General features: G+C 40.2%; 15 protein-coding genes. 14 read left to right on the forward strand and 1 reads right to left on the reverse strand.

The genetic code is table 11. From position 1 onward, the window contains the following. Positions 1-165: 165 nt before the first annotated feature. Entirely contained in the window at positions 166-846 is a 681-nt protein-coding gene (locus POD11_RS04890; protein WP_262456583.1) for a hypothetical protein, read from the reverse strand. 369 nt (positions 847-1,215) lie between these two features. Between POD11_RS04890 and POD11_RS04895 the strand changes: the two genes are divergently transcribed. From POD11_RS04895 to POD11_RS04960, 14 genes are all read left to right on the forward strand, one after another. Continuing rightward, entirely contained in the window at positions 1,216-3,411 is a 2,196-nt protein-coding gene (locus tag POD11_RS04895) for a TonB-dependent siderophore receptor (RefSeq protein ID WP_334311807.1), read from the forward strand. Positions 3,412-3,726: 315 nt separating this feature from the next. Further along, positions 3,727-4,116 (forward strand): cell division protein FtsB, encoded by a 390-nt coding sequence (gene ftsB / locus POD11_RS04900; RefSeq protein ID WP_005069056.1) that lies wholly within the window; start codon positions 3,727-3,729, stop codon positions 4,114-4,116. Then, positions 4,082-4,798: a 2-C-methyl-D-erythritol 4-phosphate cytidylyltransferase gene (gene ispD, locus POD11_RS04905; RefSeq protein WP_262456584.1), complete on the forward strand. Its 717-nt coding sequence runs from the start codon at positions 4,082-4,084 to the stop codon at positions 4,796-4,798. The genes ftsB and ispD overlap by 35 nt, the downstream gene beginning before the upstream one ends. A gap of 342 nt (positions 4,799-5,140) precedes the next feature. After that, positions 5,141-5,812 carry a 3-oxoacid CoA-transferase subunit A gene (locus POD11_RS04910; RefSeq protein WP_262456585.1) on the forward strand — a complete coding sequence of 224 codons (672 nt, stop codon included), beginning with the start codon at positions 5,141-5,143 and terminating at the stop codon, positions 5,810-5,812. Between the two features lie 18 nt (positions 5,813-5,830). Continuing rightward, positions 5,831-6,484: a 3-oxoacid CoA-transferase subunit B gene (locus POD11_RS04915; RefSeq protein WP_262456586.1), complete on the forward strand. Its 654-nt coding sequence runs from the start codon at positions 5,831-5,833 to the stop codon at positions 6,482-6,484. Positions 6,485-6,496: 12 nt separating this feature from the next. Then, the gene (gene pcaF, locus POD11_RS04920; RefSeq protein ID WP_262456587.1) at positions 6,497-7,708 is read left to right on the forward strand and encodes a 3-oxoadipyl-CoA thiolase; all 1,212 of its coding nucleotides are present in this window, start codon (positions 6,497-6,499) and stop codon (positions 7,706-7,708) included. A gap of 2 nt (positions 7,709-7,710) precedes the next feature. Next, complete coding sequence (pcaB, locus tag POD11_RS04925; RefSeq protein ID WP_262456588.1) at positions 7,711-9,069, forward strand: 3-carboxy-cis,cis-muconate cycloisomerase; 1,359 nt, start codon at positions 7,711-7,713, stop codon at positions 9,067-9,069. Beyond that, complete coding sequence (gene pcaD / locus POD11_RS04930; protein WP_262456589.1) at positions 9,066-9,851, forward strand: 3-oxoadipate enol-lactonase; 786 nt, start codon at positions 9,066-9,068, stop codon at positions 9,849-9,851. Before pcaB ends, pcaD begins: the two co-directional genes overlap by 4 nt. Positions 9,852-9,893: 42 nt before the next feature. After that, a complete protein-coding gene (locus POD11_RS04935) occupies positions 9,894-11,249 on the forward strand; it encodes an MFS transporter (RefSeq protein ID WP_262456590.1) in 1,356 nt (451 codons plus the stop codon). A gap of 15 nt (positions 11,250-11,264) precedes the next feature. Further along, positions 11,265-11,678: a 4-carboxymuconolactone decarboxylase gene (pcaC, locus tag POD11_RS04940; RefSeq protein WP_005306044.1), complete on the forward strand. Its 414-nt coding sequence runs from the start codon at positions 11,265-11,267 to the stop codon at positions 11,676-11,678. Between the two features lie 10 nt (positions 11,679-11,688). Continuing rightward, positions 11,689-12,414 (forward strand): protocatechuate 3,4-dioxygenase subunit beta, encoded by a 726-nt coding sequence (gene pcaH, locus POD11_RS04945; protein WP_000077913.1) that lies wholly within the window; start codon positions 11,689-11,691, stop codon positions 12,412-12,414. 14 nt (positions 12,415-12,428) lie between these two features. Further along, positions 12,429-13,058 carry a protocatechuate 3,4-dioxygenase subunit alpha gene (gene pcaG, locus POD11_RS04950; protein ID WP_262456591.1) on the forward strand — a complete coding sequence of 210 codons (630 nt, stop codon included), beginning with the start codon at positions 12,429-12,431 and terminating at the stop codon, positions 13,056-13,058. A gap of 69 nt (positions 13,059-13,127) precedes the next feature. Continuing rightward, positions 13,128-13,955, forward strand: a complete 828-nt coding sequence (gene aroD, locus POD11_RS04955; RefSeq protein WP_262456618.1) for a type I 3-dehydroquinate dehydratase — start codon at positions 13,128-13,130, stop codon at positions 13,953-13,955. Between the two features lie 19 nt (positions 13,956-13,974). Next, entirely contained in the window at positions 13,975-15,429 is a 1,455-nt protein-coding gene (locus POD11_RS04960) for a NosD domain-containing protein (RefSeq protein ID WP_262456592.1), read from the forward strand. The last annotated feature ends 24 nt before the right edge of the window (positions 15,430-15,453 follow it).

Here is a 15,453-nt window from a genome sequence, read left to right on the forward strand (position 1 = left end):
AGATTTATGAAGGAAGTTATAAAGTTGTGCGAGATAATATTTGCAATAGAGTGGGGGAAGCATTAGAAACTATATTCCAGAGCGTGCTTTCTTATTGTTAAATAAATTAAGCGGAATAACGGTGCAATCTATAAATATGATAGATCATAAGAATAAGAAGATAGATTAATGACAATCAGAGGTATAAGGGATCGCGTCTAAACGTTTCTGAAAAATAGAAGAGTTCATAACGTTTTCATACATTTGCTGATATGTTTTTTTGTGATCTTCTATGTTGTGATAATCGATAATTTCTTGGAGTTTATCTTTATATTTTATATGTCCAGCATGGAACATTGCTGCGTAGTGGCCCCATAAAGCATATTGATATCTCAAAGCAGCTTTGGGGATTAAATTTATCTCATTTAAGTAACTATTAGCGGTTTTTTCATAACATGCTTTTATTTCATGTGCATCTTTTTTCATTTTACTCAAGAAAATACATTGCATCTCTTGTAGCTTTGAACTTTCTGTTTTAGCGAGTATTTTTTCTGTGACGATATAAGCCTCATTTAGACAACCTAAATGTACAAGTATTTTACGTTTAGTTTTTAAAATATTTAAGTTGTCATCACTAGATGGCATCTTTTTTAATAAATTTTTTAATTTTAAATGAGCTGTGGCTTGGTCTTGATTAGTACCTAGTTTATAAATAATATCATTATATTCATATATATAAGTGTTAATTGGTTTATATTGCTTTTGAATATCCTCCATATAAATTATTTTTGATGGACTATCATCTGTAGGATTATTACAAGCGCTTAAACCTATGCTTACTAAAGAAAATACTAAAACTTTATACACTACAACTTATACCTTTATTCTCTTTTATAAGATTTGAGAAGAATAATAAAATATAAAAGAAAATACTGTTTAGTTTGTTATTTTTGAGTTAGTCCAAAGACTGTTCTTAACATTGTATTCATTAATCTGAGGAGTAATAAATTTAAAAGATCTTGTAATTAAGCAAGATTGGTAGGGAATGAGGGATATAAATAATTAGAACTATTGATAATTCGTTCTAAACAAATAGGAATAATTATTAATATATTGTTGATAACAATTATCATTCGTGTTAGTTTTTGTGCCGAACTTTTGCTGTTATGTAACCTACAAAGAGCAGTAAAAGACTAGGGATCTCGCACAGCACACTCGTTATTATGGAATTTTCTTATGTACACTTCGCCCTTTGGAAAAGTATTTAGAGCTCATCCTTTAGCATTTGCTATGGCTTTAACTGTTCCTTCATTTGTTTATGCAGATGAGAAAAATGGTACAGCCACTTTAGAAACGATAAAAGTACAAGCAGAACAAGAAAATTCCGCTGTTACCGAAGGTTCGGGCAGTTACACAGCTAAAAGCGCAAATACTTCTACAAAATTAAATTTATCACTTCGTGAAACACCTCAATCGGTCAAAGTTTTAACTCGTGAATATTTAGATGATCGAAAAATCGATTCTTTTCAAGATTTAATGAACAATATTACGGGTGTTTCAACTTCACGTACCGATGAACGCCAAAAAGCTTATGCACGTGGTTTTGAGGTGGATTATTATTTGCTGGATGGAATGCCGAGTACAACCAACTTAAGTATAGGTGATCTTGATCTAGATATTTATGATCGTGTCGAAGTCGTTAAGGGGGCTAGTGGCTTAACTACAGGTGCGGGAAACCCAGCAATGGCGCTGAACATGATTCGGAAACATGCAAACTCAAAAGAACTCACTGGCAATGTCAGCACATCTTTAGGCTCGTGGAACTCTTGGAGTAGCTCAGCAGATGTTTCCACACCACTTAATGCAGATGGATCATTGCGTGGTCGCATGTTTGTAAAACATTCTGATGAAAAATCATTTATGGATTTCTATGAGAAAGAACGCAATGTATTTTATGGTGCGGTTGATTATGACTTGAGTGATAAAACAAGCATGTCGCTTGGTGCAACTTATCAAGAGTTACATCGTGATGGTATTCGTTGGGGGGGTACACCTGCTTTTTATACTGATGGAACTCGTACCAATTTTTCCAGAAGCGTAACAGTAAGTGCACCTTGGACCTATTGGGATGTAAATACAACGGCAGTATTTGCAAACTTAAAGCAGAATTTATTTAATGACGTTAATTTAAATATTGCTTATACCTTCCGTAAGGAAGACACAGCTTCTATGTTGTTATATACAGCTGGAAAAGTAGACAAGGCAACCAATACCAGTCCATTAGAAAATCCAAATGATAATCAGCCGAATAAAACTGATTATGTTTCTGTATATGGCGCAAAAGCTGCAAATGAAGAAAACAATATTGATGTTTTTATCAATGCACCATTTACGATTTTTAATCGTCCACAAGAAATCATTATTGGTGGATCGTGGAATAAGAATGAAAAGACAAAAGATATTTTTGGTGGATCTAACAAAAACCAAGACATTGAGAAATATTTAGGTGGACCGCTTAACTATAATGATATGGCTCAAGAGTTGCTTCAACCAGTAGTATTAAATGGTAAAAATGCACTAAATGAAACTACACAAACCGCTGCTTATATTGCTGGTAAATTTCAAATTTTTGATCCTTTAAAAGTTATTGCTGGTGCACGTTTATCTAACTGGAAATATAAGTCTGAAAATGATAAAGGTAACCGTGAATTTAACAATGAATTAGCACCATATGTTGGCGCTATTTATGATTTTGCCCAAGATCATTCTGTGTATGCGAGTTATACAGAAATTTTCAAACCTCAAGAACGTAAAGATGTAAATGATCAATATATTGATCCGATTACAGGTAAGAGTTATGAGGCTGGCTTAAAGAGCGAATGGTTTGGAGGACGGTTAAATACGGCATTGTCAGTATTCCGAATAGAACAATCTAATTTTGCTGAATCGATACCTGGAGTATTTATTGTTCGTAATGGTACGCAAACTACAGAGCAGGCTTATCGCGCTGTAGATGGCGTTGAAAGTAAAGGTTTTGAGTTTGAAGCTGAGGGTGAGATTAACGACAATTGGGGTATTAACTTTGGTATTGCTAATTTTGAAGCAAAAGATGCAAAAGGCACCAAGGTTAATACGACAAACTCTCGAACAACTTCGAATCTATTTGTTAAGTACAAACTTGATCAATGGAGTGCAGGGCTTGGTTTAAATTATAAGAGTAAATACTATACGGGTAGTGGAAGCTCTCGTATTGAACAAGATGCTTATGTGTTAGCAAGTGCTATGCTTGGCTATCAGGTAGATAAGAATATTAAACTTCAATTCAACATCGATAATATTTTTGATGAGAAATATTATGAAGGTATTGGTGACAACTCAATGAATTGGGGCACACCACGAAATGCAACGGTGAGTGTACGTTATAACTTCTAATTACTGGTTCATTTAAATCTCTATTGATAAGTCCTCTTCGGAGGGCTTTTTTCTATTTATTCAACATAATTTCTTGATACGCAGAATAGCTTTTATATACATAGAGTGATTTATAAGCAGTTGTACTTATAAATATGATTTCCCTTTCAAATTCCATTCATTTTTGACAAAATGAAACATGTCACAATGGTCAATTTAAAGTAACATGCGCATTAATAGTTTTGCACTGATTTTGCAGGAATTTTGCATGCTCTTTTTAAATTGTTATACAATACAAAAGCTTAATCAAAGTTTTTAATTAAAACTCTTAATGATATGTTAGAAGTATTTAGATCCACTTCAAGCAAACTGATATTGCTACTTGTTATTGTTTTAGTAGCTATACTGCAATATCAATTTTGGTTAGGTGAGGGTGGCTATCTCCCTCATCAGGCTCTCATGCAACAAATTCAGCAACAAGCTGAAGTTAATGAAGAGCTTAAAGAACGAAACCGTATTTTGGCAGCAGAGGTTTTTGACCTGAAAAATGGTACAGAAGCAATAGAAGAACATGCACGCCTTGATCTAGGTTTAGTTAAACCACATGAGACATTTGTTCAAATGAGTACAATTAGTACCCATTACAAGCCTATTTATATTGACCCGAACGCTAAAGTTGATTTGGAAACGAATGAGACACCTGCATCCCCAGATATCCCAGACTAAATTATGGGCAGTTATTCCCGCTGCAGGATCAGGAAGTCGATTTTCTAAAACTGAATTGAAGCAGTATCAATATATTCAGAATACGACTGTTTTAGAGCATACTGTTCGGCGTATAAGTCAACTTCCATTAGATGGTTATATTTTGGCAATCGGTGCCCAAGATACCTTTGCCCAAACTCTTGCATTTCAAAATATAGATAAAGCGCATTTTTGCATTGGTGGAGCTGAGAGAGTCCATTCGGTTTTAAATGCGTTAAATCATCTTTTAACTTTTGCCGATGAAAATGATTGGGTACTTGTTCATGATGCTGCACGACCTTGTGTAACAATTGACTGTTTAAATACCCTTGTTCAAACAGCAGTTGAGTCAAATCATAGTGCTATTTTAGCGATTCCTGTTCGTGACACGTTAAAGCAGGTCGAAGTAAATAATCATATTAACAAAACGGTAAGCCGTGATTTCTTATGGCAAGCACAAACCCCTCAAATTGCGAAAATCGGTAAACTTAAAAAAGCAATTGAATATGCTTTAGAAAATAACGTCGCTATTACCGATGAGGCAAGTGCACTTGAGTATATGGGTGAAACTGTACAAGTCGTAATGGGAAGATCGGATAATATAAAAATTACCTATCCCGATGACTTAGAGCTTGCACGTTTAATTCTTCAGTCTCAATCTTAATTGCATCTTTTTGTATTTGCTTAGAAGACAAAATATCTAAGCAAATCCATCTACATATCTCTTTATAAGATCTCATATTCTTTTACATTGATCAGTCCTACCATCTAGCAAGATGATACGAGTACTTTAGATAATGTTCGATCATCGAACAAAAAACATTTATACCGAACAAAACTATGGTCTGATAACTAGATCAAATTATAAAAATTATCAAGAATGTTTAGAAAGGGAAATCTAAGGGAAACACTCGGGATTGAGTGAAATATTTATCTATTCTTCTTGCCTCAGTGTGCCTACCTCTCTTACCTATCTCTTCTTCAATGAGCACAATGGAGTTGTCTAATGATTGACAAAAGTAAGTCCTCACTAAGCGAGGCACTATCGCAGATTAAAGATGGTGCAACCATTCTGATTGGTGGTTTTGGTACCGCAGGACAACCCGCTGAACTCATTGATGGACTGATTGAACTGGGTGTTAAAGATTTAACTATTGTCAGCAACAATGCCGGTAACGGTGATTACGGTCTGGCGAAACTGCTTAAAGCCGGTTCAGTTAAAAAAGTGATTTGTTCTTTCCCCCGTCAGGCAGACTCTTATGTGTTTGATGAACTGTACCGTGCCGGAAAGGTCGAACTTGAAGTCGTGCCGCAAGGCAATCTGGCTTGCCGTATTCAGGCAGCAGGTATGGGATTAGGTGCTGTATTTACCCCAACAGGTTTTGGAACACTTTTAGCTGAAGGCAAAGAAACCCGCCAGATCGATGGCAACGATTACGTACTTGAATATCCGATCAAGGCGGACTTTGCCTTGATTAAGGCTTACAAGGGCGACCGCTGGGGCAATCTGGTTTACCGTAAATCTGCACGTAACTTTGGCCCGATCATGGCGATGGCTGCTGATGTCACCATTGCTCAGGTTTCTGAAGTTGTAGAGCTCGGTGGATTAGATCCGGAACACATCATCACCCCAGGTATCTTTGTACAGCACGTTGTACAAGTCGCACCCGCACAATAAGCAATAAGGAGAAATAACATGAGCTACCAGAAACTCAGCCGTGACCAGATTGCAAAGCGTGTGGCACAAGATATTCCAGATGGCGCCTATGTAAACCTAGGTATTGGCTTACCGACCAAGATTGCCAGCTACCTACCGAATGACAAAGATATTTTCCTTCATTCTGAAAATGGTTTGTTGGCTTTTGGTCCACCGCCAGCGGCAGGTGAAGAAGACCCTGAACTGATTAATGCGGGTAAAGAGTTTGTGACCATGCTTGAAGGCGGCAGCTTTTTTCATCATGGCGACTCATTTGCCATGATGCGTGGAGGTCACCTTGATATTGCCGTGCTTGGCGCCTTTCAGGTTGCAGCCAATGGTGACTTGGCGAACTGGCACACCGGTGCAGCGGATGCGATTCCTGCGGTGGGTGGTGCGATGGATTTGGCTGTAGGTGCCAAGAAAGTCTTTATCACCACAGACCATGTAACCAAGCAAGGTGAACCGAAGATTGTGGCTGAGCTCACTTATCCGGTGACGGGTAAGCAGTGTGTGGATCGTATTTACACAGATTTGTGTGTGATTGACGTGACCCGAGATGGTTTAAAGGTGCTTGAGAAAGTGGAAGGTCTGAGCTTTGATGAGTTACAGGCTTTAACGGGTGCAACTTTGATTGATGCCACTCAAGGGTAAGGAAGTAGGGAAATGACATTAAAAAACGCTTATATCATCGATGCCATCCGTACACCATTCGGCCGTTATGCCGGTGGCCTTGCTCCTGTCCGTGCCGATGACCTTGGCGCTGTACCGATTAAAGCGCTCATGCAGCGTAACCCAAATGTAGATTGGAAACAGGTCGATGATGTGATCTACGGCTGTGCGAACCAAGCCGGTGAAGATAACCGTAATGTCGGCCGTATGTCAGCACTGCTTGCAGGTCTACCGTATCAGGTGCCTGCAACGACTATTAACCGTCTCTGTGGTTCCTCACTCGATGCGATTGCCATTGCTGCCCGTGCCATTAAAGCAGGTGAAGCGAACTTGGTGATTGCAGGTGGTGTGGAAAGCATGAGCCGTGCACCCTATGTGATGGGTAAGTCTGACAGCGCTTTTGGCCGTAACCAGAAGATCGAAGACACCACCATGGGCTGGCGTTTCATTAACCCTAAACTTAAAGAATTGTATGGTGTAGACACCATGCCCCAGACTGCCGAAAACGTGGCTGAACAGTTTAACGTCAATCGTGCAGATCAGGACCAGTTTGCCTTGGTGAGCCAACAACGCACCGCAAGCGCGCAAGCCAAAGGCTTTTTTTCTAAAGAAATCGTCGCAGTTGAAATCCCTCAGCGTAAGGGGGATGCTGTTGTGATTGATACTGATGAACATCCTCGTGCATCGACCACGCTTGAAGCTTTAAGCAAGCTTAAGCCTGTAGTTAAAGCAGACGGCACCGTCACTGCGGGGAATGCTTCAGGCATTAACGATGGTGCAGCAGCTCTGCTGATTGCTTCTGATGAAGCTGTTCAAACTTATAACCTCAAACCACGTGCCAAGATCATTGCTTCAACAGCGGTCGGTGTAGAACCACGTATTATGGGCTTTGCTCCGGCACCTGCAATTAAAAAATTACTTAAACAAGCCAACCTGACTTTAGAGCAGATGGATGTAATTGAACTGAATGAAGCCTTTGCTGCACAGGCTTTGGCAGTGACTCGTGATTTAGGTTTACCAGACGATAGCAATAAAGTAAATCCAAACGGTGGAGCAATTGCATTAGGCCATCCACTTGGTGCTTCAGGTGCACGTCTTGTGACGACAGCCTTAAACCAGCTTGAACAGACGGGCGGTCGTTATGCCTTATGTTCAATGTGTATTGGTGTAGGTCAAGGCATCGCATTGATTATTGAGAGAGTCTAATTATGAGCCAGTTATATGCCAGCTTGTTTTATCAAGAAGACGTCACTGACATCTTTAGTGACTCATCTTTAATCACATATATGATTCAGGTTGAAGTTGCGTTAGCGCAAGCACAGGCAAAAGTTGGCGTGATTCCTCAAAATGCAGCTAATACCATTGCCCAAGTAGCTGAGCAGGCATTAGATAAGTTTGATTTTTCAACTTTGGCTGTAGCAACTGGCTTAGCTGGAAATATTGCAATTCCATTTGTAAAACAGCTTACGGCAATTGTTAAAGATGTTGATGAAGATGCTTCGCGTTATGTGCATTGGGGTGCAACCAGTCAGGATATTTTAGATACAGCTTGTATTTTGCAATGTCGTGATGCGTTAAATATTGTGGAAGCACAACTTAAACAATGCTATACGAGTGCGTTAGAACAAGCCAAGCAATATCGTCATCAAGTCATGATTGGACGTACATGGTTACAGCAAGCTTTGCCAATTACTTTAGGGCATAAACTTGCTCGTTGGGCTTCTGCATTTAAGCGTGATTTAGATCGTATCCAAGCTATGAAATCACGTGTACTCACTGCTCAGTTAGGTGGGGCTGTGGGTTCATTAGCTTCGTTGCAGGATCAAGGTTCACTTGTGGTAAATGCATTTGCTCAGCAGCTGAATCTGACCGTGCCCACAAGCACATGGCATGGTGAGCGCGACCGTATTGTAGAAATTGCAAGCGTGCTTGGCATGATTGTTGGGAGTACGGGCAAGATGGCACGTGATTGGTCTCTTATGATGCAAACCGAAATTGCAGAATTGTTTGAGCCAACTGCGAAAGGTCGCGGTGGTTCATCGACCATGCCGCATAAACGTAATCCAGTGGCAGCGGCTTCAGTACTTGCAGCAGCAAATCGTGTACCAGCGCTGATGTCTAGTGTCTATCAAAGCATGGTACAGGAACATGAGCGTAGTTTAGGTGCGTGGCATGCAGAATGGCTGGCAATTCCTGAAATTTTTCAACTTTGTGCTGGAGCATTAAGTCGTACTGGTGAAGTTTTACAAGGTTTCGAAGTTAATGCTGAGCATATGCAACGTAACCTTGAATGTACCAATGGATTGATTATGGCGGAAGCTGTAATGATGGCGCTTGCTCCAAAAATTGGACGTTTAAATGCACATCATGTTGTTGAAGCAGCTTGTAAAACAGCAGTCGCACAAAATCAGCATTTATCTGAAGTTGTTAGTCAGTTAGATGAAGTAAAAGAACATTTTTCCCTAGCAGAAATTTTGGAAATTTTTAAAGCAGAAAACTATTTGGGCAACATTCAAGCTCAAATTGATGCTGTTTTACAAGAAGCACAAGGAGGAGACATTAAGTGAAACAGACTATTAGCAATCGCCAAGGAAAACAGCTGGCTGTCTATACCGAAGGTTTAAAAGATGCTCCAGCACTTGTGTTATCTAATTCATTGGGAACAGATCATGGAATGTGGCAGCCGCAAGTAGATGAGCTAAAAAGTCATTTTAATGTCATTACATACGACACACGTGGACATGGTGAAAGTGATGTAATTAGTGATACTACATTGCAAAACTTAGCGGAAGATGTTGTTGATATTTTAGATGCCTTAAATATTGAAAAAGCTCATTTTTGTGGAATTTCAATGGGTGGAATTACAGGGCTTTGGTTAGGTATTCATCATCCAGAGCACTTTAATAGTATTATAGTCGCTAACTCGGCAGCCAAAATTGGACAGGCTGAGGCGTGGTTGAGTCGTGCTGAGTCGGTAGAACAAAACGGTTTAGCTGAGTTGGTTAAAACTACGCATACCCGCTGGTTCAGTGAAAAATTCGACTATCAGCATAATGTGGTTGCACAAACAACTATTCAAAGTCTAGCAAACACACCAGCACAAGGTTATGCCAATGCATGTCGTGCTTTAGCACATGCCGATTTAAGAGATGAAATTGCACAAATCCAAATTCCGGTATTGCTCATTGCAGGAACGGCAGATCCAGTGACAACAGTAGCAGATGCTGAGTTTATGCAGAATGCTATTAATAACAGTCAGCTTGCAAAACTCGAAGCATCACATCTTTCTAATATTGAGCAACCGCAAAGATTTACTCAGGAATTGACTAGGTTTATTCAACAAATCTAATAGCTCAGTCGTTTAAAAGGAATTGGCCTTAAGGAGGCAAATATGGCGTCTCAGGATTACGCTGCACCAAATAAAAGTATCGATGCTCAAGCGCTGATTAATGATGCTCCACTCAGTAAGTATCAATGGATGATCGCAATCATCTGTTTCTTAATTATTTTTACTGATGGTATCGATACTGCTGCGATGGGGTTTATCGCTCCAGCATTAGCTCAGGACTGGGGTGTTGATCGCTCTCAGTTAGGCCCAGTGATGAGTGCTGCACTTGGTGGAATGATTATTGGAGCTTTGGTTTCTGGCCCAACAGCTGACCGTTTTGGTCGAAAAATCGTTTTAGCTTTTTCGATGCTTGTGTTTGGTGGTTTTACCTTGGCGTCTGCTTATGCAACAAATTTAGATAGCCTTGTCGTTTTACGCTTTTTGACAGGTATTGGACTTGGTGCAGCTATGCCGAATGCCACTACATTATTTTCTGAGTATTGTCCAACCCGCATTCGGTCATTGCTCGTGACCTGTATGTTTTGTGGTTACAACTTGGGTATGGCTACAGGTGGTTTTATTAGTAGTTGGCTTATCCCGACCTACGGCTGGCACAGTTTATTTTTGCTCGGCGGCTGGTCACCTTTAATTTTAATGGTTTTAGTGATTTTGGTGTTACCTGAGTCTTACCGCTTTTTAATTGTAAAAGGTAAGAATCCTGAAAAAGTACGCAAAATCTTAAATCATATCGCGCCTGCTCAAGTTCAAAATGCGACTGCATTTCACGTGCCAGAAGAGAAAACTGAAACAGCTCAAAAGAAAAATGTCTTTGGAATTATGTTTTCTAAACCATATGCGAAAGGAACGCTTTTACTTTGGTTGACCTATTTCATGGGCTTAGTGGTTGTTTACTTGCTGACAAGCTGGTTGCCAACGCTTATGCGTGAAACAGGGGCTTCCATGGAGCGTGCTGCGTTTATTGGCGGTTTGTTCCAGTTCGGTGGAGTGGTGAGCGCATTGTTCATTGGTTGGGCGATGGACAAATTTAATCCGAACCGAGTCATTGCCATTTTCTACTTTGCCGCAGGTCTATTTGCGATTGCTGTTGGTCAAAGCTTAGGAAACTCAACATTACTTGCAGTATTGGTGCTTTGCGCGGGTATCGCAATTAACGGTGCGCAATCTTCAATGCCAGCGTTAAGCGCTCGTTTCTATCCAACACAGTGCCGTGCAACGGGTGTGTCTTGGATGACCGGTATTGGACGTTTCGGTGCAGTCTTTGGTGCTTGGATTGGTGCTGTACTACTCGGCAATGATTGGTCGTTTACTGCCATTCTTAGTTTATTACTAATTCCAGCGACTGCTGCGGCTGTTGCTGTATTTGTTAAATCACTTGTTGCGCATACCGATGCAACTTAATAGAGGTCTATCACAATGAATGATGAACAACGCTATAAACAAGGCATTGAAGTGCGGACTGAAGTTTTGGGTGAAAAGCATGTTGGTCGGTCTTTGCAAAACCTAAATGACTTTAACCAAGATTTTCAAAACTTTATTAGCCGTTACGCATGGGGTGAGGTGTGGTCTCGTCCGGGCTTACCACGCCATACCCGTAGTTTAGTCACTATCGCAATTTTATTAGCACTTGGCCGTGAAGACGAACTACGTATGCATTTACGTGCTTGCTTCAACAATGGCGTAACCAAAGAAGATTTAAAAGAGTTGATCTTACATAGCTCACTATATGCAGGTTTACCTGCTGCAAACGCTGCAATGCATATGGCCGAAGAAGTCTTTAAAGAGTTGGGAATAGAAGTCAACTCAGTTGCAGCGAAAGAACAGGATTAAGGAGATAAAGATGTCACAACATAGCTGGGGTGCTTACGCCCAACGTAATACAGATGATCATCCACCAGCGTATACGCCAGGTTATAAAACAAGTGTATTACGTTCGCCAAAAAATGCATTGATCTCTATTAACGAGACTTTAACTGAAGTTACTGCGCCGCATTTTTCTTCAAATTTGTTTGGTCCAAAAGATAACGATCTGATTTTGAATTATGCCAAAGATGGTTTGCCAATTGGTGAGCGTGTCATCGTTCATGGTTATGTTCGTGATCAATTTGGTCGTCCTGTAAAAAATGCACTTTTAGAAGTATGGCAAGCCAATGCTTCTGGTCGTTACCGTCATCCAAACGATAAGTTTATTGGTGCAATGGACCCTAACTTTGGTGGTTGTGGTCGTACCTTAACTGACGAAAACGGGTTTTATATTTTCCGAACCATTAAACCGGGCCCATACCCATGGCGTAACCGTATTAATGAATGGCGTCCAGCTCATATTCATTTTTCTTTAATTGCTGATGGTTGGGCGCAGCGTCTGATTTCACAGTTTTATTTTGAAGGCGACACGCTCATCGATACTTGCCCGATCTTAAAAACGATTCCTTCTGAAGATCAACGTCGTGCATTGATTGCACTAGAAGATAAAAACAACTTTATCGAAGCTGATAGCCGTTGTTACCGTTTTGACATCACTTTACGTGGTCGTCGAGCGACTTACTTCGAAAATGAATTGACTTAATCGGGAGCACGAGCATGAATAACTGGAATTTTCAGGAATTAAAAGAAACCCCATCTCAAACGGGTGGTCCTTACGTTCACATTGGTTTGTTACCGCAACAAGCAAATATCGAAGTTTTTGAAAACAACTTTAATAACCAGTTAGTACAAGACCACACCAAAGGCGAGCGCATTCGTCTAGAAGGTCAGGTATTTGACGGATTAGGTTTACCTCTACGCGACGTACTGATCGAGATTTGGCAGGCCGATGCGAACGGTATTTACCCGAGTCAAGCAGATACACGTGAGCAAAAAGCTGATCCTGCATTTCAGGGCTGGGGCCGTACAGGTGCAGACTTTGAAACGGGTGTTTGGAGCTTTAATACAATTAAGCCGGGTGCTACAGCAGGCCGTAAAGGTTCAACTCAAGCACCTCATATTGCATTAGTCATTTTCGCTCGCGGTATTAACTTAGGTCTTCACACACGTGTTTATTTTGAAGATGAAGCTGAAGCAAATGCTAACGATCCAATTCTAAATAGCATTGAATGGGCACCACGTCGCCAAACACTTATTGCAAAACGTTCTGAACAAAATGGTGAAGTTGTTTACCGCTTTGATATTCGTATTCAGGGCGATGACGAAACTGTATTTTTTGATATTTAAAAAACACCTAAGGCTACACCTGATTATTCAAGGATGCGTGTAGCCTTTTTAAGGATGAATGATATGAACATGAAAACATTATTAAGCCTAAGTTTACTTGCACTCCCATTTTTTACAGCACAAGTGAATGCTGAACCTGTTGCTTTAGCTGCTCAAACACAACTTGCCGCTACAGCTGTTAAAACGATTGTTCCAATTACTGCAAAAACTAAAGAACAAGCATTAGCACAGGCTCAAGTCATTGCAAATACGGCAGATGCTGATTTAGCAGAGTTTCGTATCGACTTACTCAGTTTTGCGAGTGATACAAAACAAGTGATTGCCTTGGGTCATGAATTGAAAAAGATTTTAGGCAATAAACCAATGATTGCCACAATTCGTACCAAAAACGAAGGTGGACAGCTTGAAATTAGTGATGCTGATTATGGCAAGACTTATCAGGCTTATTTAAAAAATCCGTTCATGGACTGGTTGGATGTTGAAATGTTCCGTGATCAAAAAGTAGTTTCAGAGATTGTTCAAAAAGCACATCAAAAGAAAGTGCTAGTGGTCATGTCTAATCATGACTTCCAAAAAACGCCAAGCCAAGATGAAATTGAAAAACGCTTGTTAAAACAAGACCAGTTGGGCGCAGATATTCTAAAAATTGCTGTAATGCCAAAATCTAAACAAGATGTATTCACTTTAATGAATGCAACTTTAAAAGTAAGCCAGCAAACCACTAAGCCATTATTGACAATGTCGATGGGGCAATTAGGTACGATTTCTCGTGTTGCAATAGCCAATATGGGCGGAAGTTATAGCTTTGGCATGATTGGTGAGGCTTCTGCACCCGGTCAAATTGATGTGACTAAGCTCAAACAGATTTTAAAAACCGTTCAACCAACAAACCCATAAATCATAAGGATATGATGAAATGAATACATTACGTTTAACTACTCTTGCATTAGGTTTGATGGTTTCTGGTGTAGCCACGGCACAAACTTATGTTGTTGACCGTTATCAAGATGATAGCAATAAAGGCTCTTTACGCTGGGCAATTGAACAAGCCAATGCTAACCCAAGCGAAGCTAGTGACATTTTGATTCAAGCAGTAGGCAAAGCGCCTTATGCGATTAAATTAAATAGTGCACTTCCTGAAATTAAAGCACCTGTCAAAATTATTGGTACCCAGTGGGATAAAACTGGTGAATACATCGCAATTGATGGTTCAAACTATATTAAAGGTGAAGGTGCGAAAGCTTGCCCTGGTGCAAACCCTGATCAGTACGGAACCAATGTCCGTACCATGACCTTACCGGGGTTGGTACTGCGTGATGTGAATAATGTCACTTTGAAAGGTTTAGACATTCATCGCTTTTGTATTGGTGTATTGATTAACCGTTCAAGCAATAACCTTATTCAACACAACCGTATTAGTAATAACTACGGTGGTGCTGGTGTCATGCTCACTGGTGATGATGGGCAAGGTAACCCAACTGCAACCACGACCAATAACAACAAAGTTTTAGACAATATTTTCCAAGACAATGGTGATGGCTTAGAACTGACCCGTGGTGCAGCATTTAACTTAATTGCGAATAACCATTTTGTTTCAACGAAAGCAAACCCAGAGCCATCACAAGGTATTGAAATTTTGTGGGGTAATGACAATGCCGTAGTTGGTAATAAATTTGAAAACTATTCAGATGGCTTACAGATTAACTGGGGTAAGCGTAACTATATTGCCTATAACGAACTGACCAATAACTCGATTGGTTTCAACATGACAGGTGATGGAAACATTCTCGATAGCAATAAAGTGCATGGTAACCGCATTGGTGTTGCGATCCGGTCTGAAAAAGATGCAAACGCAAAAATTACTTTGACTAAAAACCTGATTTGGGACAATGGTAAGGATATTAAGCGTTGTGAAGCTGGCGGTTCATGTGTACCAAATCAGCGTTTAGGCGCAATTGTATTGGGTGTGCCTGCACTTGAGCATGAAGGTTTTGTCGGTTCTCGTGGGGGTGGTGTAGTTGTAGATCCATCTAAACAACAAAAAACTTGTACGCAGCCAAACCAACAAAACTGTAATGCTCAGCCGAATCAGGGCATTAAAGCACCTAAGTTAATCGCTAATAAAGGTTCAGTGGCTGTAGAAATTAATGGTTTACCAAACCAACGCTATCAAGTGGAGTTCTTTGGAAATCAAAATGCGGCATCAGAAGAAGCTGAGCAGTATTTAGGAGCTGTTACCGTTGCTACAAATGCCGAAGGTAATGCAAAAGCGAATTGGAAGCCAACTGTAAAAGTTGCCTCAATTACAGCAAATGTAACTGATCGTTTTGGAGCGACGTCTGAACTTAGTTCGGCCGTACAAATTAAATAACAACAATAAGGGAAGCGCCTCACA

It is taken from the genome of Acinetobacter sp. P1(2023), assembly GCF_028367635.1.
In the GTDB taxonomy this organism is placed as follows: Bacteria; Pseudomonadota; Gammaproteobacteria; order Pseudomonadales; family Moraxellaceae; genus Acinetobacter; species Acinetobacter pittii_E.

Excerpts from the sequence above, each read along its gene's own strand:
- POD11_RS04895 (WP_334311807.1), top strand. The coding sequence starts at position 1,216 with ATGTACACTTCGCCCTTTGGAAAAGTATTTAGAGCTCATCCTTTAGCA.
- ftsB (WP_005069056.1), top strand. The coding sequence starts at position 3,727 with ATGTTAGAAGTATTTAGATCCACTTCAAGCAAACTGATATTGCTACTT.
- ispD (WP_262456584.1), top strand. The coding sequence starts at position 4,082 with ATGAGACACCTGCATCCCCAGATATCCCAGACTAAATTATGGGCAGTT.
- POD11_RS04910 (WP_262456585.1), top strand. The coding sequence starts at position 5,141 with ATGATTGACAAAAGTAAGTCCTCACTAAGCGAGGCACTATCGCAGATT.
- POD11_RS04915 (WP_262456586.1), top strand. The coding sequence starts at position 5,831 with ATGAGCTACCAGAAACTCAGCCGTGACCAGATTGCAAAGCGTGTGGCA.
- pcaF (WP_262456587.1), top strand. The coding sequence starts at position 6,497 with ATGACATTAAAAAACGCTTATATCATCGATGCCATCCGTACACCATTC.
- pcaB (WP_262456588.1), top strand. The coding sequence starts at position 7,711 with ATGAGCCAGTTATATGCCAGCTTGTTTTATCAAGAAGACGTCACTGAC.
- POD11_RS04935 (WP_262456590.1), top strand. The coding sequence starts at position 9,894 with ATGGCGTCTCAGGATTACGCTGCACCAAATAAAAGTATCGATGCTCAA.
- pcaC (WP_005306044.1), top strand. The coding sequence starts at position 11,265 with ATGAATGATGAACAACGCTATAAACAAGGCATTGAAGTGCGGACTGAA.
- pcaH (WP_000077913.1), top strand. The coding sequence starts at position 11,689 with ATGTCACAACATAGCTGGGGTGCTTACGCCCAACGTAATACAGATGAT.
- pcaG (WP_262456591.1), top strand. The coding sequence starts at position 12,429 with ATGAATAACTGGAATTTTCAGGAATTAAAAGAAACCCCATCTCAAACG.
- aroD (WP_262456618.1), top strand. The coding sequence starts at position 13,128 with ATGAAAACATTATTAAGCCTAAGTTTACTTGCACTCCCATTTTTTACA.
- POD11_RS04960 (WP_262456592.1), top strand. The coding sequence starts at position 13,975 with ATGAATACATTACGTTTAACTACTCTTGCATTAGGTTTGATGGTTTCT.